The following is a 25,080-nucleotide window of genomic DNA, read 5'->3' as shown; positions in this document are numbered from 1 at the left end:
CGATCACCTGCATTAATCACAGTGCACCTTTCGAAAAAACCGCCGCGTTGTGACAGACCGGCAGATGAAACACCGGTACGTTGCTCGCTACACATTTTTTGGAATCGCCCAGCAAAGACTGCTTGGTAATCGGCAACTCCTGCAATTCAGGCGAATCCACAGAAGTTGTATCAAGAAGGGAGCGTAGTCTACCGGAATGCTCCTTTCAGCTCAAACCTTGATCTTCGTCTGTTGGCTGCCAGTGCAATGTCCAGCCTTCGTCCATCTGACCATCAAGACCCGGCTGGTTCGCCACGGCGAGCAATTCTTCGCCACGAAACAGCAGCGGCAATCTGCCACGCACGAAGGCCGGCACCGCGCGCTCGTTTAGCAGACGCTTGAGATCCCGGCTACCGCGCTCGGCCAGTTGCATGACTTCACCGCCCTGCCGATAGGCAATACGCAAAGGCCCGGCTGGAGCATGCCCGTGGAGCATGACGCGTCCGTTATCCGGCAAGCGTAGCGCTGAAGTCGGGGTCTGCCAGTCGGCGCCGATCACTGGCGTGCGCAACCAATTGCCGCTCAGCCACCAGACGCGCCCGGCGCTGCGGTGCAGCTCGCCGTCGGCCAGACGCCAGATCGGAGAAGCGTCGGCGCCGGCATTGCACAGCGTTGTCCAACCTGACCAATGGTCAGCGTCTGGCAGCCGGGTCAACGGTTCGAGCCAGTGGCTGAGGGCATTTCGCTGGCGCGCGTCAGACAACGCCGTCAATGGTGTCAGCTCCAGCGATGGCACACCCAGCCAAGCGAATTCATGGGGAGTTTCGGCTTGGGCGAGATCGATCTGCGCCAGCTCATCAAGCAAGCCCTGCGCCTCACGCAGATGCGCAGCGGTGCGCGCCATGCTGGCCTGCGCTTGCGGCCAGCGTTCGGTCAGCAACGGCATGACTTGATGGCGCAGGTAGTTGCGGGAAAACTGTCGATCCTGATTCGACGGGTCTTCGATCCAGCGCAACCGATGCGCCTGTGCATAACTTTCCAGTTCGGCGCGGCTGACATCCAGTAACGGTCGAACCAGCGTGCCCTGCCCCACTGGACGCTGCTGCGGCATCGCGCCGAGCCCGCGGACACCGGCACCGCGCAACAGCCGAAACAGCAGCGTTTCCGCTTGGTCATCGCGGTGCTGGCCAGTCAACAGCACGTCATTGGTCTGCGTCAGCGAACTGAACACCGCGTAACGCGCATCCCGCGCCGCCCGCTCCAGGCTCGCCCCGCCCTTTACGGTCACCCGCTTCACTTGCAGCGGCACGCCCAGCGCATCGCAAACGTCTTGGCAATGTTGCGGCCACGCATCGGCCGCAGCCTGAAGGCCGTGGTGGATATGAATGGCGCTAAGCGCAGGAAGAGATTCGGTGTTCGCCAGAGTGGCGAGCAGATGCAGGAGGACGGTGGAATCGAGGCCACCGGAGAAGGCGATGCGCCAGTGAGCGGCATTGCGCCAAGGCTCAAGGTTCAGCAGAAGACGGGATGGCAAATCAATCGAGCGTTCACCCATGTCTTTACCCTCGCCCGAAACCAAGTGTGGGAGCGAGCTCGCTCGCGAAAGCTGATTAACATTCAACAATTTCGTCGTCTGTTATAACGCCTTCGCGAGCAAGCTCGCTCCCACAGTGTTTTGCATCGTCAGCCAAATCGGCGCTCGATTAGAGACCGTAGCTCATCAGGCGATCGTAACGGCGCTTGAGCAGCGCTTCGTTATCGAACTGCTTGAGCATCGCCAGTTGCGAGCTCAGCTCGGCGCGGATCGAAGCGGCGGCAGCAGCCGGATCACGATGGGCGCCGCCCAGTGGCTCGCTGATCACTTTGTCGACGATACCCAGGCCTTTCAAACGCTCAGCGGTGATGCCCATTGCTTCAGCGGCATCCGGGGCCTTTTCTGCAGTTTTCCACAGAATCGAAGCGCAACCTTCCGGCGAGATCACCGCATACGTCGAATATTGCAGCATGTTCAGTTGGTCGCAGACGCCGATGGCCAGTGCGCCGCCGGAACCACCCTCACCAATTACGGTGGCGATGATCGGGGTCTTCAACCGCGCCATCACACGCAGGTTCCAGGCAATCGCTTCGCTCTGGTTGCGCTCTTCAGCGTCGATGCCAGGGTAGGCACCCGGGGTGTCGATGAACGTCAGGATCGGCATCTTGAAGCGCTCGGCCATCTCCATCAGACGGCAGGCCTTGCGGTAGCCTTCCGGACGCGGCATGCCGAAGTTGCGGCGAACTTTCTCACGCACTTCACGGCCCTTCTGGTGGCCGATGATCATCACCGGCTGGTCTTCCAGACGGGCGATACCGCCAACGATGGCAGCGTCGTCGGAGAAGTGACGGTCGCCGTGCAGTTCGTCGAACTCGGTGAAAATGTGCTCGATGTAATCGAGGGTGTAAGGGCGTTTCGGGTGACGCGCCAGACGTGCGATCTGCCAGCTGGTCAGCTTGCCGAAGATGTCTTCGGTCAGCGTCTTGCTCTTGTCCTGCAGGCGGGAGATCTCATCGCCGATATTCAGCGAATTGTCATTACCGACCAAGCGCAACTCTTCGATCTTGGCTTGCAGGTCGGCGATCGGCTGTTCGAAATCTAGAAAATTCGGGTTCATAGGCGTCCGTCTTGGGTCGTGTCCCAAGTGAGCTTGGGCCGGCCGGTTGTCTATTCGCGCCCTACCTTAAGGGAGAGGCGCGCTGAGGTCGAGATTAAAAATTCAGGTCGCGGGCAAGCGCCATGATGGCACTTGCCGGTCAACGGTATTGGAGGAAGACGTTGTCTCGCCCGAACTGGTCACGCAGGGCTTGAATCAAGGTATCCGCCGGGTCGATCCGCCAAGTCTCGCCGAACTGCAGCAAGGTCTTCGCATCCGGGCTGGTGTACTCCATGGTCACCGGGCACGCGCCGCGATGACGCTTGAGCAGTTCGCCCAACCAGCGTAGCTGATCGCCTTTCAGATCCTGGGTGTGCAGCTTCAGGCGCAGGCTTTCGGCCAGATTGGTCCGCGCATCTTCCATGCTCATCACCCGCTTGACCCGCAGGCGCAGGCCGCCGGAGAAGTCGTCATTGCTGACCTCGCCTTCGACCACCACCATCGCGTCGGTCTGCAGCAGCGATTGCGCCGAATGGAACGCATCGGCAAACAGCGACGCTTCGATCCGCCCGGAGCGGTCGTCGAGGGTGATGAAACCCATCTTGTCGCCCTTCTTGTTCTTCATCACCCGCAGGGCAATGATCATCCCTGCCACGGTCTGTGTGTCGCGCGCCGGTTTCAGGTCGATGATGCGCTGACGGGCAAAACGGCGGATCTCGCCTTCGTATTCGTCGATCGGGTGGCCGGTCAGGTACAGGCCCAGGGTGTCTTTTTCACCCTTGAGGCGTTCCTTGAGGGTCAGCTCCTTGGCCTTGCGATGGGACGCGTAAACGTCGGCGTCTTCTTCGACGAACAAGCCGCCAAACAGGTCGGCGTGGCCAGAGTCGTGGGTCCGCGCGGTCTGCTCGGCCGCCTTGATCGCCTCTTCCATCGCCGCCAGCAATACCGCGCGGTTACGGTCGATGTTGGCCTGATAGGCCTTTTGTTCGTCGTGGAAATACGGGCCGAGGCGATCCAGCGCGCCGCTGCGAATCAAGCCATCAAGAGTTCGTTTGTTGATGCGCTTGAGGTCGACCCGCGCGCAGAAATCGAACAGATCCTTGAACGGACCGGCCTGACGCGCTTCGGTGATCGCCTCAACCGGACCTTCACCGACACCTTTGATCGCGCCGAGGCCGTAAACGATGCGGCCGTCGTCGTTCACCGTGAACTTGAACTCCGAAGTGTTCACGTCCGGCGCGTCGAGGCGCAGCTTCATCGTCCGCACTTCTTCGATCAAGGTCACGACCTTGTCGGTGTTGTGCATATCCGCCGAGAGTACCGCGGCCATGAACGGCGCCGGGTAGTGGGCTTTCAGCCAGGCGGTCTGGTACGACACCAGACCATAAGCGGCGGAGTGGGATTTGTTGAAGCCGTAACCGGCGAATTTTTCCACCAGGTCGAAAATGTTACCGGCGAGATCCGCGTCGATGCCGTTGGTCGCGCAGCCCTCAATGAAACCGCCGCGCTGCTTGGCCATTTCTTCGGGTTTTTCTTACCCATCGCTCGACGCAGCATGTCCGCACCGCCGAGGGTGTAACCGGCCATGACCTGGGCAATCTGCATCACCTGTTCCTGATACAGGATGATGCCGTAAGTCGGCGCCAGTACCGGCTTGAGGCCGTCGTACTGGTAGTCCGAATGCGGATACGCCAGCTCGGCGCGACCGTGCTTACGGTTGATGAAGTCGTCCACCATGCCCGATTGCAGCGGGCCTGGACGGAACAGGGCCACCAGTGCGATCAGGTCTTCCAGGCAGTCGGGCTTGAGCTTTTTGATCAGCTCTTTCATGCCTCGCGATTCAAGCTGGAACACCGCCGTTGTTTCAGCTTTTTGCAGCAACTGGTAGGTCGGCTTGTCGTCCAGCGGAATAAAAGCGATATCCAGCGGCGGCTCGTTGACCTTGGCGCGGTCGCGGTTGATGGTTTTCAGTGCCCAGTCGATGATCGTCAGCGTGCGCAGGCCGAGGAAGTCGAACTTCACCAGACCGGCCGCTTCAACGTCATCCTTGTCGAACTGGGTCACCAGACCGTCGCCGGCCTCGTCGCAGTAGATCGGCGAGAAGTCGGTCAGCTTGGTCGGTGCGATCACCACGCCACCGGCGTGTTTACCGACGTTACGCACCACGCCCTCGAGCTTGCGCGCCATCTCCCAGATTTCCGCCGCTTCTTCATCGACCTTGATGAAGTCACGCAGGATTTCTTCCTGCTCGTAGGCTTTTTCCAGGGTCATGCCGACTTCGAACGGAATCATCTTCGACAGACGATCCGCCAGGCCGTAGGACTTGCCCTGCACCCGCGCCACGTCACGGACCACAGCCTTGGCGGCCATGGAACCGAAGGTGATGATCTGGCTCACCGCGTTGCGCCCGTATTTCTCGGCCACGTAGTCGATCACGCGGTCACGGCCGTCCATGCAGAAGTCGACGTCGAAGTCGGGCATCGAGACCCGTTCCGGGTTGAGGAACCGTTCGAACAGCAGGTCATATTCCAGCGGGTCGAGGTCGGTGATCTTCTGTACGTAAGCCACCAGCGAACCGGCACCCGACCCACGGCCCGGACCTACCGGTACGCCGTTGTTCTTGGCCCACTGGATAAAGTCCATCACGATCAGGAAGTAACCGGGGAAGCCCATCTGGATGATGATATCCAGCTCGAAATTCAAGCGGTCGACGTAGACCTGGCGCTTGGCTTCGTAGTCTTCGGTGGTGTCTTTGGGCAGCAGCACTGCCAGGCGCTCTTCGAGACCTTCGAAAGACACCTTGCGGAAATATTCGTCGATGGTCATGCCATCAGGAATCGGGAAGTTGGGCAGGAAGTGCGTGCCCAGCTTCACTTCGATGTTGCAGCGCTTGGCGATCTCGACGGTGTTTTCGATGGCGTCGGGAATATCGCTGAACAGCTCGAGCATTTCCTCGGCGCTTTTCAGGTATTGCTGATCGCTGTAATTCTTCGAACGACGCGGATCATCGAGGGCGCGGCCTTCACCGATGCACACGCGGGTTTCGTGGGCGGCGAAGTCTTCCTGCTTGATGAAGCGCACATCGTTGGTCGCCACCAGCGGCGCGCCGAGCTTGTCGGCCAGGGCCACGGCGCCGTGCAGTTGCTCTTCATCGTTGGGGCGGTTGGTGCGCTGGATTTCCAGATAGAAACGATCCGGGAACACTGCCATCCACTCGCGCGCCAGCGCTTCGGCTTCCGCCGGGTTGCCGCCGATCATGGCCATGCCGATCTCGCCTTCTTTGGCGGCGGACAGCATGATCAAACCTTCGTTGGCCTCGGCCACCCACTCGCGCTCGACGATGACCATGCCGTTGCGCTGGCCTTCGATGAAGCCGCGCGAGATCAGTTCGGTGAGATTGCGATAACCCTGAGCGTTCATCACCAGCAGGCTGAGCCGGCTGAGCGGCGCATCCGGATCCTTGTTCGCCAGCCACAGGTCGGCGCCGCAGATCGGCTTGATCCCGGCACCCATGGCGTTTTTATAGAACTTGACCAGGGAACACATGTTGTTCTGATCGGTGACCGCGACCGCCGGCATGTTCATGGCGGTCAGCGCTTTGACCAGCGGCTTGATCCGCACCAGCCCGTCGACCAGGGAGTATTCAGTGTGCAGGCGTAGATGAACGAATGAAGCCGGCATAGTGATCCTGTCCAGTTACATAGAGACAACGAGGCCCGGATTGTACCGGGCCTCGAATAAAACATCAGCCTTGGGCCTAAACCTGCGTCAGGCTTTCCCGCGCCTCGTAAGCCAGGCGTACCGGGGCGAACGAGCGGCGGTGAATCGGCGTCGGGCCGAGCCGCGCCAGTGCTTCCAGATGAACGGGCGTCGGGTAGCCTTTATGGCCGCCGATGCCGTAACCCGGGTAGATCAATTCGAATGCCGCCATCTCGCGGTCACGGCTGACCTTGGCCAGAATCGACGCCGCAGCGATCGCCGGTACCTTGCCGTCACCTTGAATCACCGCCTCGGCGCGCATCGGCAAATGCGGGCAGCGGTTGCCGTCGATCATCGCCAGTTTCGGCTGAATGTGCAGACCGGCGACCGCGCGCTGCATGGCCAGCATGGTCGCATGGAGGATATTCAGATCGTCGATTTCTTCGACTTCGGCGCGGGCGATGCACCAGCTCAGGGCCTTTTCGCAGATCTCGTCATAGAGCTTTTCGCGCTTGGCTTCGGTGAGTTTTTCGAATCGTCGAGGCCGAGGATCGGCCGGTTCGGATCGAGAATCACTGCCGCCGTCACCACCGCACCGCACAACGGGCCCCGGCCGACTTCATCGACACCGGCGACCAGTTCTTCGACTTCGGCGACCAGCGTGAAATCCAGGCCCATCTGCATGGTTGTCTTGCTCATTGTGGTTTGCCGATCAGGTCAGGGACGGCTTGCGCCGCCTGATTGGAAGCATCGCGCCGCAGCGTGCGGTGGATCTCGTCAAAGCCGCGGGTCTGTTCCTCACCGCCTTCGATCAATGGCGACAGGGTCTGCGCCAACGCGTCGACAGTCGCATCATCCTGCAACAACTCTGGCACCAGCAAGCGCTGGGCGAGCAAGTTGGGTAACGACACGTAAGGGCTCTTGACCATGCGTTTGAGAATCCAGAATGTCAGCGGCGCTAACCGATACGCCACTACCATTGGCCGCTTGTACAGCAGCGCTTCAAGGGTAGCAGTGCCGGAGGCGATCAACACGGCGTCACACGCGGCGAGGGCCAGATGAGACTGACCATCGAGCAATGTCACCGGCAGATCGCGGCCGACCAGTAGCGTTTCGAGTTGCACGCGACGTTCAGGATTGGCACAGGGAATCACAAAGCGTACGCCCGGACGCATGCCGCGCAGGCGTTCGGCAGTATCAAGGAACAGCGCGCCGAGGCGGCTGACTTCACCGCCACGGCTGCCCGGCATCAGCGCCACCAATGGGCCTTCAGGCAAACCCAGCTCGGCGCGCGCGGCAGCTCGGTCAGCCTCGAACGGAATCGTATCGGCCAAAGTGTGACCAACGAAACGCACCGGCACGCCCTTCTCTTCGTAGAACTTCGCTTCGAACGGCAACAGGGTCAGCATCAGATCACAGCCTTCGCGGATCTTCAGCACGCGCTTCTGCCGCCACGCCCACACCGACGGGCTGACGTAATGCACGGTCTTGATCCCGGCCTGACGCAGCTTGAGTTCGATATTAAGGTTGAAATCCGGCGCATCGATGCCGATGAACACGTCCGGCTTCGCGGCGATCAGCGTGGCAATCAGGTCCTTGCGGCGCTTGAGCAACTCACGCAGGCGACCGAGAACCTCGACCAGGCCCATGACCGACAGGCGCTCCATGGGAAAGTACGAAGTCAGGCCTTCGGCCTGCATCAGCGGACCGCCGACGCCGATGAACTCGACCGCCGGGTGCTGTGCCTTGAGTGCGCGCATGAGGCCAGCGCCGAGAATGTCACCGGAAGCCTCACCCGCCACCAGCGCAATACGCAGACTGGCCATGATCAGCGGGTGATGCCGCGAGTCGACGCCTGGATCGAATCGCGGAACACGGCGACTTCGGGGAACTGCGCAGACGGCTCGGCCAGTTCGGCCAGCGCCTGCTCGACCGTCAGGCCTTGGCGGTAGACTGTCTTGTAGGCACGGCGCAAGGCGTGGATCGCGTCTTCGCTGAAACCGCGACGGCGCATGCCTTCGAAGTTCATGCTGCGCGCTTCGGCCGGGTTGCCGAATACGGTGACGAACGCCGGAACGTCCTTGCCGATCGCCGTGCCCATGCCCGAAAAGCTGTGCGCGCCGATGTGGCAGTACTGATGCACCAGGGTAAAACCGGAGAGGATTGCCCAGTCGTCAACGTGTACATGCCCGGCCAACGCAGTGTTGTTGACCAGAATGCAGTGGTTGCCGATGACGCTGTCATGGCCGATGTGGGCATAGGCCATGATCAGGTTGTGATCACCCAGGGTGGTTTCCGAACGGTCCTGCACGGTGCCACGGTGGATGGTCACGCCTTCGCGGATGACGTTGTGGTCACCGATCACCAGGCGAGTTTCCTCACCTTTGTATTTCAGATCCGGGGTGTCTTCGCCTACCGAGGAAAACTGGTAGATGCGATTGTGCTTACCAATGCGGGTCGGCCCCTTGAGGATCACGTGCGGCCCGATCACGGTACCCTCGCCGATTTCCACACCTGCGCCGATGATCGACCACGGGCCGACCTCGACGCCGTCAGCCAGAATGGCGGACGGATCGATGATTGCACGAGGGTCAATCAAACTCATACTTTCTGTTCCGCACAGATGATTTCTGCCGAGCAGACCGGCTTGCCGTCCACCGAAGCCTGGCACTCGAACTTCCAAATCTTGCGCTTGCAGCTGATGAAGGTCGCTTCAAGGATCAACTGGTCGCCCGGCTTGACTGGCTGGCGGAAGCGCAGCTTGTCGGAACCGACGAAGTAATACAGGGTGCCGTCAGCCGGTTTGACGTCGAGCATCTTGAAACCGAGGATCCCGGCAGCCTGAGCCATCGCTTCGATGATCAGCACGCCCGGCATGATTGGATGCGCAGGGAAGTGACCATTGAAGAACGGTTCATTGATGCTGACATTCTTGTAGGCGCGAATTCGCTTGCCTTCAGTGTCCAGTTCCACCACCCGGTCCACCAGCAGGAACGGGTAACGGTGAGGCAGGTATTCGCGAATCTCGTTGATGTCCATCATTCAGGGAAAGCCTATGTAAAGATTGGGAGCGCGACTGACGCGCACTCCTCTAGCAAATCAAGGAGGCAGTCTAGAGGCTGTGCACACTTGATATGGAAATGGTATCAGCCATCAGATGAAGCATTGCCGTCAGGGGTCACTTCCCTACGCGCTTTTCCAGCTGTTTCAACCGCCGCGCGATGTCATCGAGCTGACGGATACGGGCCGCGCTTTTGCGCCATTCGGCCGCCGGTTGCATGGCTGTGCCGGAAGAATAGGCGCCCGGCTCGGTAATCGAGTGGGTCACCATGGTCATTCCGGTGAGGAAAACGTTGTCGCAGATATCAATGTGGCCGACCAGACCGACACCGCCGGCGAGCATGCAGTGCTTGCCGATTTTGGTGCTGCCGGAAATGCCGACACACGCAGCCATGGCGGTGTGATCACCGACCTGGACGTTGTGTGCGATCTGAATCTGGTTGTCGAGCTTCACGCCGTTGCCGATCACGGTATCGGCCAGGGCGCCGCGGTCGATGGCGGTGTTTACGCCAATCTCGACATCGTCGCCGATGCTCACGCCACCGATCTGGGCGATTTTCTGCCATACGCCTTTTTCGTTGGCGAAGCCGAAGCCCTCACCGCCGATCACTGCGCCGGACTGAATAACCACACGCTTGCCGATGCGCACATCGTGATACAGCGTCACGCGCGGAGCCAGCCAGCCGCCTTCACCGATCTCGCTGCGGGCGCCGACCACGCAATGCGCGCCCAGCGTCACCTGTGCAGCAACGCGCGCGCCGGCTTCGATCACCACGAACGGGCCGATGCTTGCACTCGGATCAACCACCGCATCTGCCGCGATCACCGCTGTCGGATGAATACCCGTAGCAGCCTTCGGCTTTGGATCGAACAGGTGCGAAATACGCGCGTAGGCCAGATAAGGGTCTGGCACCACCAGTGCGTTACCGGAAAAACCTTCGGCATCAGCCTCTTTAAGCAGCAACGCTGCCGCCTGCGAACCGGCCAGGTATTTTCGGTATTGGGGATTCGCCAGAAAGCTCAACTGAGCTGGGCCAGCCTCTTGCAAAGTGGCTAGCCCAGTAATTTGCGTCTCGGGGTCGCCACGCAGAGTGGCGCCGAGGTGCTCGGCCAACTGGCCGAGCCTGATAGTCACGGTCATGGGTTACTTCAGCTGATTCATGCGCTCGATAACCTGGCGCGTGATGTCGTACTGAGGTTTGACATCGATGACTGCGCCACGCTCGAACACCAGGTCAAAACCACCCTTCTTGATGACTTCTTCCACAGCGCTGTCCAGCTTCGGCTTCAGCTGCTTGAGCATTTCACGGTCAGCCACGGCCTTGGCTTCGTTCAGTTCCTTGGACTGGAACTGGAAGTCACGGGCCTTTTGCTTGAATTCCAGCTCCAGACGCTCACGCTCGCCCTGCTGCATCTTGTCGCCACCGGCCATCAGACGGTCCTGAATGCCTTTGGCGCTGCTTTCCAGGGTTTTCAGCTTGGTCAGTTGCGGACCGAACTTCTTCTCGGCATCCACGGCGTACTTCTTCGCCGCGTCGGATTCCAGCAGCGCCATCTGATAGTTCAGCACGGCAATTTTCATGTCGGCGAACGCCGGGCCTGCCACCAGTACGGAGGCCAGGAGAACCAATTGAGTCAACTTACGCACGATGCACTCCTACAAAATCCATTGTCGTTGTCTTGGGTCAGACGCTTAGAACGTCTGGCCGAGGGAGAATTGGAACACTTGAGTTTCAGCGTCATCCGGTTTTTTGACCGGCATCGCCAGGGCGAAGCTCAACGGTCCCAGTGCGGTGACCCAGGTCACACCCACACCGACGGAGCTGGCCATGTTGCTCAGGCTGATGTCGTTGCACTGAGTGCTGGACGTAGAACCCGCGCTAGCGTTGGTCGTCTTGTCGCACTTGGAATCGAATACGTTACCCACGTCCCAGAACACCGAGGTCCGCAGCGAACGCTGATCTTTCACGAACGGCAGCGGGAACAACACTTCAACGCCACCTTGAATCAACACGTTACCACCGAATGGCAGCGGATCCTGATCCGGGTCACGAAGAGTCCCCGTATTACCCGTTACATCTGCACCGCGGCTCGGTGTACTGCGCGGACCCAGCGTGCTGTCCTTGAAGCCACGTACGGAGTTGAAGCCACCCGCATAGTAGTTTTCATAGAACGGCAAGCCGTCGGTCGAACCGTAACCGTCGCCATAACCGAGTTCCGAGTGCAGGCGCAGGGTGTAGTTTTCAGTGATCGGCTGGAACAACTGACCACGGTAATCAAGTTTGAAGAACGACAGGTCGCTGCCAGGAAGCGTGGTTTCCAGGGTCAGGCTCTGGGAACGACCACGTGTCGGCAGTACACCTTTGTTCAGAGTCGACTCGGACCAGCCGGCCGAGGCCTTGAAGTTCAGGTAGTTGTCGCCTTCTTTCTCGACGAAATCGAAAATCTCGTCAACGGTGTAGCGACCGGTGTTGATCTTGTCCTGCTGGGCAGACAGGCCGAACGTCAGACGCGAAGTCTCGCTGATCGGGTAACCGACGTTCACGCCGGCACCGAGGCTGTCTACCGCATAGCTGGAAATATCGGCATCGAGTTCATCGTAATCGGTGGTGCGGTAGAACGCGTTGTAACCCAGGCTCACGCCATCGGCGGTCCAGTACGGGTCAACGTAACCGAAGTTGTAGCGGCTCTGGTATTCGCTGCGGGTCAGGCCAATGCTGACGCGGTTACCGGTACCGAGGAAGTTGTTCTGGGTGATCGAGCCACCGAGAATCAGACCGGCACTCTGGGCAAAACCAACGCTGGCAGTGATCGAACCGGAAGCCTGTTCTTCAACGGCGTAGTTGACGTCCACCTGGTCGTCGACACCTGGCACGGCCGGGGTTTCAACGTTGACTTCCTTGAAGAAGCCCAGACGCTCCAAACGGGTCTTGGACTGGTCGATCAGGTAGGTCGAAGCCCAGCCGCCTTCCATCTGACGCATCTCACGACGCAGCACTTCGTCCTCGGACTTGGTGTTGCCACGGAAGTTGATGCGGTTGACGTAGGCGCGCTTGCCCGGATCGACAGCGAAGAGGACGTCCACGGTGTGATCGTCATCATGCGGCTGTGGCACGCCGTTGACGTTGGCGAAGGTGTAGCCCTCGTTACCCAGGCGACGGGTGATCAGCTCGGAAGTGGTGGTCATCAGCTTGCGCGAGAACACCTGGCCCTTCTGCACGAGCAACAGCGACTTTACCTGGTCTTCAGGGACTTTCAGGTCGCCGCTGAGCTTGACGTCACGAACGGTGTACTTCTCACCCTCGGTAACGTTCACGGTGATGTAGACGTGCTTCTTGTCCGGGGTAATCGACACCTGGGTCGAAGCGATGTCCATGTTGATATAGCCGCGGTCCAGATAGTAGGAACGCAGACGCTCCAGGTCACCGGAGAGTTTTTCGCGGGCATATTTGTCATCGTTCTTGAAGAACGACAGCCAGTTGGTGGTTTTCAGTTCGAACAGGTCGGTCAGGTCTTCCTCAGGAAAAACCGTGTTGCCTACCACGTTGATGTGCTGGATGGCGGCAACCGTACCTTCGTTGATCTTCACCTTCAGACCCACGCGGTTACGCGGCTGCGAGACCACTTCGGTATCGACGGTAGCCGAATAGCGACCCTGGGCGACGTACTGACGTTGCAGTTCGTTACGCACACCCTCGAGGGTGGCGCGCTGGAAGATCTCGCCTTCGGCCAGACCGGATTGCTTGAGGCCCTTCATCAGGTCTTCAGTAGAGATGGCTTTGTTGCCTTCGATCTCGATACTGGCGACCGATGGACGCTCGACCACGGTGATGACCAGAACGTTGCCTTCGCGGCCCAGCTGGATATCTTGAAAGAAACCGGTTTTGAACAACGCACGAGTGGATTCCACCAGGCGACGATCATCCGCCTGCTCGCCGACGTTCAACGGCAAGGCACCAAAGACGCTACCCGCGGAGACCCGCTGGAGGCCATTGACGCGAATATCAGAGATAGTGAAGGACTCGGCGTGAACTTCGGCGATCATCAATACGGTGAGAACCGCAGTTAGCAGCAGACGTTTCATGAAGTCCTTTCTTATTCCAACTGGCAATAAACAAACTGCCGCAAAATGCGGCAGATTCGCAATTCAGCGAAGCGTTACAGTCGACCCAGATCGTTGACCAGAGCAAGCAACATCACCCCGACCACCAAACTGATACCGATCTGTATCCCCCAACCTTGCACCCGATCCGACAAGGGGCGACCACGCACCCACTCGATCAGATAAAACAACAAATGCCCCCCATCCAGTACAGGAATGGGCAGCAAATTCAGAACGCCCAGGCTAATACTCAGATAAGCAAGGAAATTCAGGAAATCAGCGACGCCCGACTGGGCAGAAGCGCCCGCCACTTTAGCAATGGTTATCGGTCCACTCAAGTTTTTTACCGAGAGCTCGCCGAACAGCATTTTCTTCAGCGAATCCAGCGTCAGAATGCTCATGGTCCAAGTGCGCCGGGCGCCCTCGCCAATCGCGGCCAGCGGCCCATAACTGACCTCGCGGATCATTTCCGGCGGCCAGTCGATGGCTTTGACGCCAGCCCCCAGATAACCGCTTGGCGATTTGCTTTCGCCGCGCGCGGCCAGGGTCACAGGGACGTCGATTTGAGCACTGTCGCGCTCGACGCGCAGCATGATTTTGGTATCAGGACGCGTACGAACGGTATCGACCACTTGCTGCCAGTCCTCCAGCGGCTGGCCATCAAGCGCCAGCAAGCGATCGCCGGTTTTCAGCCCCGCCGCCTGGGCCGGGCCTTTCGGATCGAGCTCGGCAAGCACCGGTGGCAAGGCCGGACGCCAGGGACGGATACCCAGCGAGCGGATCGGATCCGGCTCGTCGGCACCTTTGAGCCAGTTATCCAGTGCCAGCGTGCGCGGTGACTCGGCGGTCGAACCTTGCTCGCGCACCAGCAATTGAATGGAGCCGCTCTCACCGAGACGACGCACCAGCTGCAGATTGACCGCAGCCCAGCCCGACGTTGGCTCGCCATCGATCGAGACGATCTCCTGACCGGCGTTCAGACCAGCCTTGGCGGCAATGCTGCCTGATTCGACCGCGCCGATGACCGGGCGTACCTGCTCGCTGCCGAGCATCGCCAAGACCCAGAAGAACACTAACGCCAGAAGGAAGTTGGCAATCGGGCCGGCGGCGACAATGGCGATGCGCTGACGTACTGATTTGCGATTGAACGACTGATCGAGTTGATCAACCGGCACTTCGCCTTCGCGCTCGTCGAGCATTTTGACGTAGCCGCCCAGCGGAATCGCGGCGACCACGAACTCGGTGCCTTGCTTGTCGTGCCAGCGCAGCAGTGGCATGCCGAAGCCCACGGAGAACCGCAGAACCTTCACGCCACAGCGGCGCGCGACCCAGAAGTGGCCGAATTCGTGAAAGGTGACCAGCACACCCAGGGCGATCAGGGTGCCGGCAATCATATAGAGCGCGCTCATCTACTTTCTCCGCAATCCTGTTCAGTGTCGCGTGTCGCCGTTGCGTTACAAGAAACTATCGGCCGTGCCGACTCAACCAATGCTCGGCCAGCACTCGCGCTTTCGCGTCCGCCGTAAACACGGCATCGAGGTCGTTCAGCGCTACCACCGGCTCCAGGTTCAAGACCTCCTCGATGATACTCGCGATTTCCAGGTAGCGAACCCGTCCGTCGAGAAACGCCGCCACGGCCACTTCATTGGCCGCGTTGAGCATCGCCGGCGCGCTATCACCGGCTTCGGCCGCCTGACGAGCCAAACGAAGGCAGGGGAAGCGGCTTTCATCGGGCGCCTCGAAATCCAGTCGCGCAATGGCAAACAGATCCAATGGCGGTACGCCGGAATCGATACGCTCCGGCCAGGCCAATGCGTTGGCAATCGGTGTGCGCATATCCGGATTACCCAACTGCGCCAGGACCGAGCCATCGACGTAATCGACCAGAGAGTGAATCACGCTTTGCGGATGAATCACCACTTCGACCTGAGCCGGTTTGGCATCGAACAACCAGCAGGCTTCGATCAACTCAAGGCCCTTGTTCATCATGCTTGCCGAATCCACGGAGATCTTGCGCCCCATGGACCAGTTCGGATGCGCGCAAGCCTGTTCAGGCGAAACATCTGCCAGTTCGACCATCGGCGTCTGCCGGAAAGGACCGCCAGAGGCTGTGAGCAATATCCGCCGCACACCCACCGAGCTCAAGCCGCGCGCAAAATCCGCTGGCATGCACTGAAAAATCGCATTGTGTTCGCTGTCGATCGGCAGCAGCACCGAGCCGCTTTTGCGCACGGCCTGCATGAACAGAGCACCGGACATCACCAGCGCTTCCTTGTTGGCCAGCAGGATCTTCTTGCCCGCCTCGACCGCAGCCAGTGTCGGACGCAAACCCGCCGCACCGACAATGGCCGCCATGACCGCGTCGACTTCAGGCGCGGAGGCAACCTGACACAGGCCCTCCTCGCCTACGAGAACGCGAGTCGGCAAACCGGCTGCACGTAGGTCATCCTGCAAACCGCGCGCGGCGGTCACTTCAGGCACCACGGCAAATTGCGGCACATGGCGCACGCACAACGCGAACAACTCACTGAGGCGCGAGAAACCACTCAATGCAAAAACCTGATAACGCTCAGGATGACGGGCAATCACATCCAGAGTGCTCAGACCGATCGAACCGGTCGCACCCAACACGGTAATCTGCTGGGGACGACTCACGGTGCGGCCATCCAGAGCAATACGGCGAACACCGGAATGGCTGCGGTCAGGCTGTCGATGCGGTCCAGCACGCCACCATGGCCGGGCAGCAGATTACTGCTGTCCTTGATGCCGGACTGGCGCTTGAACATGCTTTCGGTAAGGTCACCGACCACGGAAATAAAGACGATCACTGCAGCGCCGATCAGGCCTTTGAGCAGCTCGGCCACGGCCCAGTCGCGTACCAGCCCGACGATCGCGGTAATCACCAGACTCAGCGCCAGACCACCGTAAACGCCTTCCCAGCTCTTGCCCGGACTGACGTGCGGCGCCAGCTTGCGCTTGCCGAACTTGCGCCCGGAGAAATAAGCACCGATGTCCGCGCCCCAGACCAGCACCATCACCGCCATGATCAACCAGTTACCCAGCGGGTACTGTTTGATCTGCACCAGCCCCTGCCACGCAGGCAGCAGGATCAGCAGGCCAATCAGCAGCTTGGTCGCCGCAGTGGACCAGTGCGCACTCGAGCGTGGATAGGTCAGCACCAGATAAGTTGCAATCGCCCACCAGATCACCGATGCACCGAGCACCCAAGGCGCAAGGCCTGGCAGCACATACATGACGAACAGCATCAATGCGACCACAGCCGCAAAGCCGACGCGGAACGATTGCGCGGTGAAGCCGGCCAGACGCGCCCATTCCCAGGCACCGAGGCTCACCACCAGGCCAATGAACAGCGCGAAGCCGGCACCTTTGAGCAGGAAAAACCCGCACAGGGCAATCGGCAGCAGGATCAGTGCAGTGATGATTCGTTGTTTAAGCATTAAACCCGGGCTCCAGCTTCGACCTGTTCGCTCGTTTTACCGAAGCGACGCTGGCGCGAAGCGAAATCGGCCAGCGCAGTGCGCATGGCTTCGTGTTTGAAGTCCGGCCAGAACAGGTCGGAGAAGTACAGCTCGGCGTAGGCCAGCTGCCACAGCAGGAAGTTGCTGATGCGATGCTCGCCACCGGTGCGGATGCACAGATCAGGCAGCGGCAGATCGCCGGTGGCCAGACAGGTTTGCAGCAGATCCGGAGTGATGTCTTCCGGGCGCAAATGCCCGGCCTGGACTTCACGCGCCAGACGCTGCGCGGCCTGCGCGATATCCCACTGACCGCCATAGTTGGCGGCGATCTGAAGGACAAAGCGGTTGGCACCGACGGTCATGGCCTCGGCCTCGCGCATCGCCGCCTGAAGCTCAGGGTGGAAGCGCGAGCGATCGCCAATGATGCGCAGGCTGATGTTGTTGTCGTTGAGGCGCTTGGCCTCACGACGCAAGGCCTTGAAAAACAGATCCATCAAGGCGCTGACTTCATCGGCCGGGCGCTGCCAGTTTTCACTGGAAAAAGCGAACAGGGTCAGGACTTCGACCTTGGCCTCAGCGCACACCTCGATCACCGCCCGCACAGCATCCACGCCCGCTTTATGCCCGGCGACACCCGGCATAAAGCGTTTTTTCGCCCAGCGATTATTGCCATCCATGATGATCGCGACATGGCGCGGCACCGCGGACGGCGCAGTCTGCTTGGTCTTGTCCATTTAAAGCTCGACCCTTATACGGCCATCAGGTCTTTTTCTTTCTCGTCCGTGGCCTTGGTGATCTGGGCCTCGGATTCTTTGGTCAGCTTGTCGATATCAGCGATGGCACGACGTTCTTCGTCTTCACTGATTTCCTTGTCCTTGACCAGTTTCTTCAGCTCGCCCAAGGCATCACGACGGATGTTGCGCACAGCAACGCGCGCGTCTTCCGCTGCGCTACGGGCCTGCTTGGTGAAACCTTTGCGCGTTTCCTCGGTGAGGGCCGGCATCGGGATCAGCAGCAACTCGCCCAGGTTGGTCGGGTTGAGGTTCAGCCCGGCGCTCTGGATCGCCTTGTCGACGGCAGCGAGCATGTTGCGCTCGAAGGCCACGACCTGCAGGGTGCGCGAATCTTTCACGGTGACGTTGGCAACGCCGCTCAGCGGAGTGTCAGTACCGTAGTAAGGCACCATGACGCTGCCGAGGATGCTCGGGTGAGCCTTGCCGGTACGAATCTGGCCGAACGCGTGGTTCAGAGATTCCAGGGATTTCTGCATACGCGCTTGGGCGTCTTTCTTGATTTCGTTGATCATTGTTGGCCTTCCTCGATCAAAGTCCCTTCAGCGCCGCCGTGCACAATGTTCAGCAGGGCGCCGGGCTTGTTCATGTTGAATACGCGCAGCGGCATCTTGTGATCGCGGCACAGGCAGATAGCAGTCAGATCCATTACGCCCAGCTTGCGATCCAGTACTTCATCATAAGTCAGATGATCGAACTTCTCGGCATGCGGGTCTTTGAACGGGTCTGCGGTGTAGACGCCATCAACCTTGGTGGCCTTGAGCACAACGTCGGCGTCGATTTCGATTGCACGCAGGCAGGCTGCCGAATCCGTGGTAAAGAACGGATTACCGGTACCGGCCGCGAAGATCACGACGTCTTTGGAGTTCAGGTGGCGCATGGCTTTGCGGCGATCGTAGTGATCGGTCACACCGACCATGGAAATGGCCGACATGACGATGGCCGAGATATTGGCACGTTCCAGCGCATCGCGCATGGCCAGAGCGTTCATCACAGTGGCCAGCATGCCCATGTGGTCGCCTGTTACCCGATCCATACCGGCTTTGCTCAGGGCTTCACCGCGAAACAGGTTGCCACCGCCGATCACCAGACCGACCTGAACGCCGATGCCGACCAGTTGGCCGACTTCCAGTGCCATGCGATCCAGCACCTTCGGATCGATCCCGAACTCTTCCGAGCCCATCAGGGCCTCGCCGCTAAGCTTGAGTAGAATGCGTTTATAGCGAGCCTGATAACCACTGCCCTGCTGAGCCATTGCGAATCTCTCCTGCGGCGTATTTAAAAATTCTTTGCGAGCTGTTTACAGCTGGCGTTCACTCTAGCTTGGCGCTGCTGCAGCGCCATCGGAACATGGCTTTGTAAGTCAGTTCCGGGTGGAAACCAAATAAAAAATTGGTACCCCATCTGAAAAGAGGCTGCGCGCGTTAGCGGGCAGCCTCTTTCGGGCGACAGTTGAAAAACCGTCTTATTGCTTGGCGGCAGCCAGCTGGGCAGCAACTTCTTCAGCGAAGTTGTCGACCGGCTTCTCGATGCCTTCGCCTACTTTGAAGTAAGTGAAGGAAACGATTTCTGCGCCGGCTTTCTTGGCCAGCTCGCCAACCTTGACTTCAGGGTTCTTGACGAACGCCTGCTCGACCAGGCTCGCTTCTGCCAGGAACTTGCTGATACGGCCTTTGACCATGTTCTCAACAATGTTTTCTGGCTTGCCTTTGATCTTTTCTTCGTTCAGCTGCAGGAACACAGCCTTCTCGCGCTCGATCGCTTCGTCGGAGACTTGCGAAGGCAGCAGGAACTCAGGGTTGCTTGCAGCAACGTGCATAGCGATGTCTTTGGCCAGCTCGACGTCACCGCCTTTCAGGACAACAGCAACACCGATCTTGTTACCGTGCAGGTAAGTGCCGACAACGTCACCCTCTACGCGTACCAGACGACGGATGTTGACGTTCTCGCCGACTTTGGCAACCAGAGCTTCACGAGCCGATTCCTGAGCGGCGATCAGCGGAGCTGCGTCGGTCAGTTTTTCGTCGAAAGCTTTTTCTACGCTGGCAGCAACGAAGTTCTTGAAGTCGTCTTGCAGAGCCAGGAAGTCGGTCTGCGAGTTGACTTCCAGCAGCACGGCTGCCTTGTCATTCGATTTGATGGCGATTGCGCCTTCAGCGGCAACGTTGCCAGCTTTTTCGCAGCCTTGATGGCGCCCGAAGCACGCATGTCATCAATGGCTTTTTCGATGTCGCCGTCAGCCTTTTCCAGGGCTTTCTTGCAATCCATCATGCCTTCGCCGGTACGCTCGCGCAGTTCTTTGACCAACGCTGCAGTAATTGCTGCCATTTTCAAATTCCTCTTGGATAGGTTTTCAACCATTCCACCCGATCGAACGGGCGTTCAATTCTTCCCGAACCACCCATGTTGGCTGCCGCACATGACAAATACAGACGTGGGCGCCGACAAATGGTTTTCGAGGTGGCAAAAAGGGGCCAAGCCCCTTTTTGCTTACTGAGTCAACGCCAGGGGCGTCGATTACTCAGCTGCAGCCTGAGTTTCTTCAGCTGCGAATTCAACAGTACCGCCAGCAACATTGTTGCGACCGCGGATAACTGCGTCAGCCATCGAACCCATGTACAGCTGGATAGCGCGAATGGCGTCATCGTTGCCTGGGATGATGTAGTCAACGCCTTCCGGGCTGCTGTTGGTATCGACAACGCCGATGACCGGGATGCCCAGCTTGTTGGCTTCGGTGATCGCGATGCGCTCGTGGTCAACGTCGATCACGAACAGTGCGTCCGGCAGACCACCCATGTCCTTGATGCCGCCCAGCGAACGATCCAGCTTCTCAAGATCACGGGAACGCATCAGCGCTTCTTTCTTGGTCAGCTTGGCGAAAGTACCGTCTTCGGCTTGAACTTCAAGGTCACGCAGACGCTTGATGGAAGCACGAATGGTCTTGAAGTTGGTCAGCATGCCGCCCAACCAGCGGTGATCGACGTACGGCGAACCGCAACGTGCTGCTTCTTCAGCAACGATCTTGCCAGCGGAACGCTTGGTGCCGACGAACAGAATCTTGTTTTTGCCCTGGGCCAGACGTTCTACGAAAGTCAGAGCTTCGTTGAACATTGGCAGGGTTTTTCAAGGTTGATGATGTGAATCTTGTTACGCGCGCCGAAAATGTACTTGCCCATTTTCGGATTCCAGTAACGGGTTTGGTGACCGAAGTGCACACCGGCCTTCAGCATATCGCGCATGTTGACTTGGGACATGATAGTTCCTTGATAAGTCGGGTTTGGCCTCCACGTATCCCAATGACCAACCAGAGGCATAAAGCCCAAGGCACCCAGGTCATCGTGTCGACACGTGTGTGGATTTAAGCTTTTCGGGGCATCCCCGGAAAGCGGCGCATTTTATACCACAGGGTGCGCAGAAACGGAACCCGGAATCTGTATTCGCACCAGGGACATGGGCGCAGCCCCTTGGAATCGGCTCGATGCGCACCATTGTATAGATAGAAGCCGGACATGCAGGCGCGGATTTGCGCCTCCCGTCTGGTAGAATCGCGTTTTTCAGGGTCGCAAAATGTACGCTTGCCACCCAATTCGTATCCGTAAGCGCCGCCGAGCGCAGAGAGAGCCTGTATGACCGTCAACCTCAAAACACCCGAGGACATCGCTGGCATGCGTGTCGCCGGTAAACTGGCCGCCGATGTGCTGGAAATGATTGCCGAACATGTCAAACCGGGCGTGACCACTGATCAGCTCAACCAGATCTGCCATGACTACATCGTCAATGTGCAGCAGGCCATCCCTGCCCCGCTCAACTACAAAGGCTATCCGAAGTCGATCTGCACCTCGATCAACCATGTGGTCTGCCACGGCATCCCGAATGACAAGCCGCTGAAAAACGGCGACACGCTGAACATCGACGTCACGGTGATCAAGGACGGCTACCACGGCGACACCAGCCGCATGTTCCACGTCGGCGAAGTGCCGGTCTGGGCCGAGCGCCTGTCGCAAGTCACCCAGGAATGCATGTACAAGGCGATCGAGATCGTCAAACCCGGCTGCCGCCTTGGCGATATCGGTGAAGTGATCCAGAAGCACGCGGAAAAGAACGGCTTCTCGGTGGTGCGTGAGTTCTGCGGCCACGGCATCGGCAAGGTCTTCCACGAAGAACCGCAGATCCTGCACTACGGCCGCGCCGGCACTGGCATGGAACTGAAGGCTGGCATGACCTTCACCATCGAGCCGATGATCAACCAGGGCAAGGCTGACACCAAGGTACTCGGCGACGGCTGGACCGCAATCACCAAGGACCGCAAGCTTTCGGCCCAGTGGGAACACACGCTGCTGGTGACCGACACCGGCTACGAGATCTTCACCTTGCGCAGCGATGACACCATCCCGCGCATCTCGGCCTGAGACCCAGTACGTTCCCAGCCTACAGAAGGAAAGCCAATCGATGCCGCAGGTGGATCCCGAACTCTTCGACCGCGGCCAGTTCCAGGCTGAACTGGCCCTCAAAGCTAGCCCCATCGCGGCGTTCAAGAAGGCGATCCGCCAGGCCCGCGAGGTCCTCGACACGCGTTTTCGCAATGGCCGCGATATCCGCCGCCTCATCGAAGACCGCGCCTGGTTCGTCGACAACATCCTGCAAAAGGCCTGGGAACAATTCAACTGGAGCGAAGACGCCGACATCGCTCTCGTGGCGGTGGGCGGCTACGGTCGCGGCGAGCTGCACCCTTACTCCGACATTGATCTGCTGATCCTGCTCGACAGCGCTGACCATGAAGTTTTCCGCGATTCCATCGAGCGCTTTCTGACCCTGCTGTGGGACATCGGCCTGGAAGTCGGCCAGAGCGTGCGCTCGGTCGACGAATGCGCAGAAGAAGCCCGCGCCGACCTGACCGTGGTCACCAACCTGATGGAAAGCCGCACCATCTGCGGCCCCGAGCGTCTGCGTCAGCGCATGCTCGATGTCACCAGCACCGCGCACATGTGGCCGGCCAAGGAGTTCTTCCTCGCCAAGCGTGCCGAACAAAAGCACGTCACCACAAATACAACGACACCGAATACAACCTTGAACCGAACGTCAAAGGCTCGCCCGGCGGCCTGCGCGATATTCAGACCATTCTGTGGGTGGCCCGCCGTCAGTACGGCACCCTGAACCTGCGCGCCCTCGCCGGCGAAGGGTTCCTGGTCGAAAGCGAAAACGCCCTGCTCGCCTCGTCGCAGGAATTCCTGTGGAAAGTGCGTTATGCCTTGCACATGCTCGCCGGTCGTTCCGAAGACCGCTTGCTGTTCGATCACCAGCGCACCATTGCCGGCCTGCTCGGTTTTGAAGGTGACGACGCCAAACAGGCGGTCGAAAACTTCATGCAGCAATACTTTCGTACGGTGATGAGCATCGCCCAGTTGAGCGACCTGATCATCCAGCACTTCGAGGAAGTCATCCTCGCCCCGGAAGACGAAGCGCCGCCACAACCGATCAATTCGCGCTTCCAGCTGCATGACGGCTACATCGAAGCGCGCAATGACAACGTGTTCAGGCGCACGCCGTTCGCCATGCTGGAAATTTTCGTGCTGATGGCCCAGCAGCCGGAAATCAAAGGGTGCGCGCCGACACCATTCGTCTGCTGCGCGAACACCGGCACCTGATCGACGACAACTTCCGCAACGATATCCGCAACACCAGCCTGTTCATCGAATTGTTCAAGTGCAAGATCGGCATCCACCGCAATCTGCGGCGGATGAACCGTTACGGCATTCTCGGGCGCTATCTGCCGGAGTTCGGCTTTATCGTCGGGCAGATGCAGCACGACTTGTTCCACATCTATACGGTCGATGCGCACACGCTGAACCTGATCAAGCACCTGCGCAAACTGCAGTACACCCAGGTTTCGGAGAAATTTCCGCTGGCCGCCAAGCTCATGGCCAAACTGCCCAAGCCTGAACTGATCTACATGGCCGGCCTGTACCACGACATCGGCAAGGGCCGGCACGGCGATCACTCGGAGATCGGCGCAGTCGATGCCGAAGCGTTCTGCCAGCGTCACCAGTTGCCGGTGTGGGACAGCCGCCTGATCGTCTGGCTGGTGCAGAACCACCTGGTGATGTCCACCACTGCGCAGCGCAAGGATCTGTCCGACCCACAGGTGATCCACGATTTCGCCCAGGCGGTCGGAGATGAAACCCGCCTCGACTACCTCTACGTGCTGACCGTGGCCGACATCAATGCGACTAACCCGACGCTGTGGAATTCATGGCGCGCCAGCCTGTTGCGCCAGCTCTACACCGAAACCAAACGGGCCCTGCGCCGCGGTCTGGAAAATCCGGTGGACCGCGAAGAACAGATCCGTCAGACGCAAAGCGCGGCGCTGGACATCCTCGTGCGCGGCGGTACCGACCCGGACGATGTCGAGCAGCTGTGGGCGCAACTGGGCGATGACTATTTTCTGCGTCATACCGCCGGCGATGTAGCTTGGCACAGCGATGCGATCCTGCAGCAACCGGTCGATGGCGGGCCGCTGGTGCTGATCAAGGAAACCACCCAGCGCGAGTTCGAGGGCGGCACGCAGATCTTCATTTATGCACCGGACCAGCACGACTTCTTCGCCGTGACCGTGGCCGCGATGGACCAGCTCAACCTGAACATTCACGACGCCCGGGTCATTACCTCGAGCAGCCAGTTCACCCTCGACACCTACATCGTGCTCGACAACGAAGGCGAATCGATCGGCGACAACCCGGCGCGGATCAAGCAGATCCGCGAAGGTCTGACCGAAGCTCTGCGCAACCCGGACGATTACCCGACGATCATCCAGCGCCGCGTGCCGCGCCAGCTCAAGCATTTTGCCTTTGCGCCGCAGGTCACCATTCACAACGATGCCCAGCGTCCGGTAACCGTGCTGGAGCTGACCGCGCCCGACCGGCCGGGCCTGCTGGCGCGGGTCGGGGGATTTTCCTCGAGTTCGACCTGTCGCTGCAGAACGCCAAGATTGCGACCCTGGGCGAACGCGTGGAAGACGTGTTCTTCATCACCGACGCGCACAACCAGCCGCTGTCCGATCCGCTGCTGTGCAGCCGCTTGCAGGATGCGATCGTCGAACAGCTGAGCGTCAATCAGGAACCGGATATCAAACTTTCGCGGATCAGTATCTGAATCACCCGTTTATCCCTGTGAATGCAGCCCATGCTTTCCTCCGGTACATACAATCCCTGTGGCGAGGGATTTATCCCCGTTCGGCTGCGAAGCAGTCGTAAAACCTGTGTATGCGGACATTCAGTTGAACCGCAGTGAATGGTTTTGCGGCCGCTGCGCAGCCCAACGGGGATAAATCCCTCGCCACAGAA

Annotated in this window: 14 protein-coding genes and 6 pseudogenes; 2 read left to right on the top strand and 18 right to left on the bottom strand. The window is 59.4% G+C overall.

Annotated elements, in window-relative coordinates; genetic code table 11:
- Positions 1-205: 205 nt before the first annotated feature.
- From tilS to rpsB, 18 genes and pseudogenes are all read right to left on the bottom strand, one after another.
- Complete coding sequence (gene tilS, locus LJU32_10200) at positions 206-1,534, bottom strand: tRNA lysidine(34) synthetase TilS (protein WKV90484.1); 1,329 nt, start codon at positions 1,532-1,534, stop codon at positions 206-208.
- 148 nt (positions 1,535-1,682) lie between these two features.
- Positions 1,683-2,630 (bottom strand): acetyl-CoA carboxylase carboxyltransferase subunit alpha, encoded by a 948-nt coding sequence (locus LJU32_10195; protein WKV90483.1) that lies wholly within the window; start codon positions 2,628-2,630, stop codon positions 1,683-1,685.
- A gap of 139 nt (positions 2,631-2,769) precedes the next feature.
- Positions 2,770-6,290: pseudogene (gene dnaE, locus LJU32_10190) on the bottom strand (DNA polymerase III subunit alpha).
- A 76-nt stretch (positions 6,291-6,366) separates the two neighbouring features.
- Positions 6,367-6,992 (bottom strand): annotated as a pseudogene (rnhB, locus tag LJU32_10185) (ribonuclease HII).
- Positions 6,993-7,003: 11 nt separating this feature from the next.
- Positions 7,004-8,137 carry a lipid-A-disaccharide synthase gene (gene lpxB, locus LJU32_10180; protein WKV91077.1) on the bottom strand — a complete coding sequence of 378 codons (1,134 nt, stop codon included), beginning with the start codon at positions 8,135-8,137 and terminating at the stop codon, positions 7,004-7,006.
- The gene (gene lpxA, locus LJU32_10175) at positions 8,137-8,913 is read right to left on the bottom strand and encodes an acyl-ACP--UDP-N-acetylglucosamine O-acyltransferase (protein WKV90482.1); all 777 of its coding nucleotides are present in this window, start codon (positions 8,911-8,913) and stop codon (positions 8,137-8,139) included. Before lpxA ends, lpxB begins: the two co-directional genes overlap by 1 nt.
- Positions 8,910-9,350 carry a 3-hydroxyacyl-ACP dehydratase FabZ gene (gene fabZ, locus LJU32_10170; protein WKV90481.1) on the bottom strand — a complete coding sequence of 147 codons (441 nt, stop codon included), beginning with the start codon at positions 9,348-9,350 and terminating at the stop codon, positions 8,910-8,912. The genes lpxA and fabZ overlap by 4 nt, the downstream gene beginning before the upstream one ends.
- A 104-nt stretch (positions 9,351-9,454) precedes the next feature.
- Positions 9,455-10,509, bottom strand: a pseudogene (lpxD, locus tag LJU32_10165) (UDP-3-O-(3-hydroxymyristoyl)glucosamine N-acyltransferase).
- A 3-nt stretch (positions 10,510-10,512) separates the two neighbouring features.
- Positions 10,513-11,016 carry an OmpH family outer membrane protein gene (locus tag LJU32_10160; protein WKV90480.1) on the bottom strand — a complete coding sequence of 168 codons (504 nt, stop codon included), beginning with the start codon at positions 11,014-11,016 and terminating at the stop codon, positions 10,513-10,515.
- A 45-nt stretch (positions 11,017-11,061) separates the two neighbouring features.
- Positions 11,062-13,452: an outer membrane protein assembly factor BamA gene (bamA, locus tag LJU32_10155; protein WKV90479.1), complete on the bottom strand. Its 2,391-nt coding sequence runs from the start codon at positions 13,450-13,452 to the stop codon at positions 11,062-11,064.
- A gap of 74 nt (positions 13,453-13,526) precedes the next feature.
- On the bottom strand, positions 13,527-14,879 hold the full coding sequence (rseP, locus tag LJU32_10150; protein WKV90478.1) for a sigma E protease regulator RseP: 1,353 nt from the start codon (positions 14,877-14,879) through the stop codon (positions 13,527-13,529).
- A 55-nt stretch (positions 14,880-14,934) separates the two neighbouring features.
- The gene (ispC, locus tag LJU32_10145; protein WKV90477.1) at positions 14,935-16,125 is read right to left on the bottom strand and encodes a 1-deoxy-D-xylulose-5-phosphate reductoisomerase; all 1,191 of its coding nucleotides are present in this window, start codon (positions 16,123-16,125) and stop codon (positions 14,935-14,937) included.
- A complete protein-coding gene (locus tag LJU32_10140; GenBank protein WKV90476.1) occupies positions 16,122-16,928 on the bottom strand; it encodes a phosphatidate cytidylyltransferase in 807 nt (268 codons plus the stop codon). The genes ispC and LJU32_10140 overlap by 4 nt, the downstream gene beginning before the upstream one ends.
- On the bottom strand, positions 16,928-17,683 hold the full coding sequence (uppS, locus tag LJU32_10135) for a di-trans,poly-cis-decaprenylcistransferase (GenBank protein ID WKV90475.1): 756 nt from the start codon (positions 17,681-17,683) through the stop codon (positions 16,928-16,930). Before uppS ends, LJU32_10140 begins: the two co-directional genes overlap by 1 nt.
- Before the next feature lie 14 nt (positions 17,684-17,697).
- Positions 17,698-18,255, bottom strand: a complete 558-nt coding sequence (gene frr, locus LJU32_10130; protein ID WKV90474.1) for a ribosome recycling factor — start codon at positions 18,253-18,255, stop codon at positions 17,698-17,700.
- Complete coding sequence (gene pyrH, locus LJU32_10125; protein ID WKV90473.1) at positions 18,252-18,995, bottom strand: UMP kinase; 744 nt, start codon at positions 18,993-18,995, stop codon at positions 18,252-18,254. Before pyrH ends, frr begins: the two co-directional genes overlap by 4 nt.
- A 210-nt stretch (positions 18,996-19,205) precedes the next feature.
- Positions 19,206-20,068: pseudogene (gene tsf, locus LJU32_10120) on the bottom strand (translation elongation factor Ts).
- 189 nt (positions 20,069-20,257) lie between these two features.
- Positions 20,258-20,994, bottom strand: a pseudogene (gene rpsB / locus LJU32_10115) (30S ribosomal protein S2).
- Positions 20,995-21,366: 372 nt separating this feature from the next.
- Here rpsB and map point away from each other — a divergent pair.
- Both map and LJU32_10105 read left to right on the top strand, forming a co-directional pair.
- On the top strand, positions 21,367-22,149 hold the full coding sequence (gene map, locus LJU32_10110) for a type I methionyl aminopeptidase (protein WKV90472.1): 783 nt from the start codon (positions 21,367-21,369) through the stop codon (positions 22,147-22,149).
- Between the two features lie 40 nt (positions 22,150-22,189).
- Positions 22,190-24,889: pseudogene (locus LJU32_10105) on the top strand ([protein-PII] uridylyltransferase).
- The last annotated feature ends 191 nt before the right edge of the window (positions 24,890-25,080 follow it).

This window comes from Pseudomonas sp. B21_DOA (genome assembly GCA_030544685.1).
Lineage (GTDB): Bacteria > Pseudomonadota > Gammaproteobacteria > Pseudomonadales > Pseudomonadaceae > Aquipseudomonas > Aquipseudomonas fluorescens_AO.
This window is presented reverse-complemented; position numbering and strand designations above follow the sequence as displayed.

Bases quoted from the DNA above. Each gene is read 5' to 3' on its own strand.
- tilS (WKV90484.1), bottom strand. From the start codon at position 1,534: ATGGGTGAACGCTCGATTGATTTGCCATCCCGTCTTCTGCTGAACCTT.
- LJU32_10195 (WKV90483.1), bottom strand. From the start codon at position 2,630: ATGAACCCGAATTTTCTAGATTTCGAACAGCCGATCGCCGACCTGCAA.
- lpxA (WKV90482.1), bottom strand. From the start codon at position 8,913: ATGAGTTTGATTGACCCTCGTGCAATCATCGATCCGTCCGCCATTCTG.
- fabZ (WKV90481.1), bottom strand. From the start codon at position 9,350: ATGATGGACATCAACGAGATTCGCGAATACCTGCCTCACCGTTACCCG.
- bamA (WKV90479.1), bottom strand. From the start codon at position 13,452: ATGAAACGTCTGCTGCTAACTGCGGTTCTCACCGTATTGATGATCGCC.
- rseP (WKV90478.1), bottom strand. From the start codon at position 14,879: ATGAGCGCGCTCTATATGATTGCCGGCACCCTGATCGCCCTGGGTGTG.
- LJU32_10140 (WKV90476.1), bottom strand. From the start codon at position 16,928: ATGCTTAAACAACGAATCATCACTGCACTGATCCTGCTGCCGATTGCC.
- uppS (WKV90475.1), bottom strand. From the start codon at position 17,683: ATGGACAAGACCAAGCAGACTGCGCCGTCCGCGGTGCCGCGCCATGTC.
- frr (WKV90474.1), bottom strand. From the start codon at position 18,255: ATGATCAACGAAATCAAGAAAGACGCCCAAGCGCGTATGCAGAAATCC.
- pyrH (WKV90473.1), bottom strand. From the start codon at position 18,995: ATGGCTCAGCAGGGCAGTGGTTATCAGGCTCGCTATAAACGCATTCTA.
- map (WKV90472.1), top strand. From the start codon at position 21,367: ATGACCGTCAACCTCAAAACACCCGAGGACATCGCTGGCATGCGTGTC.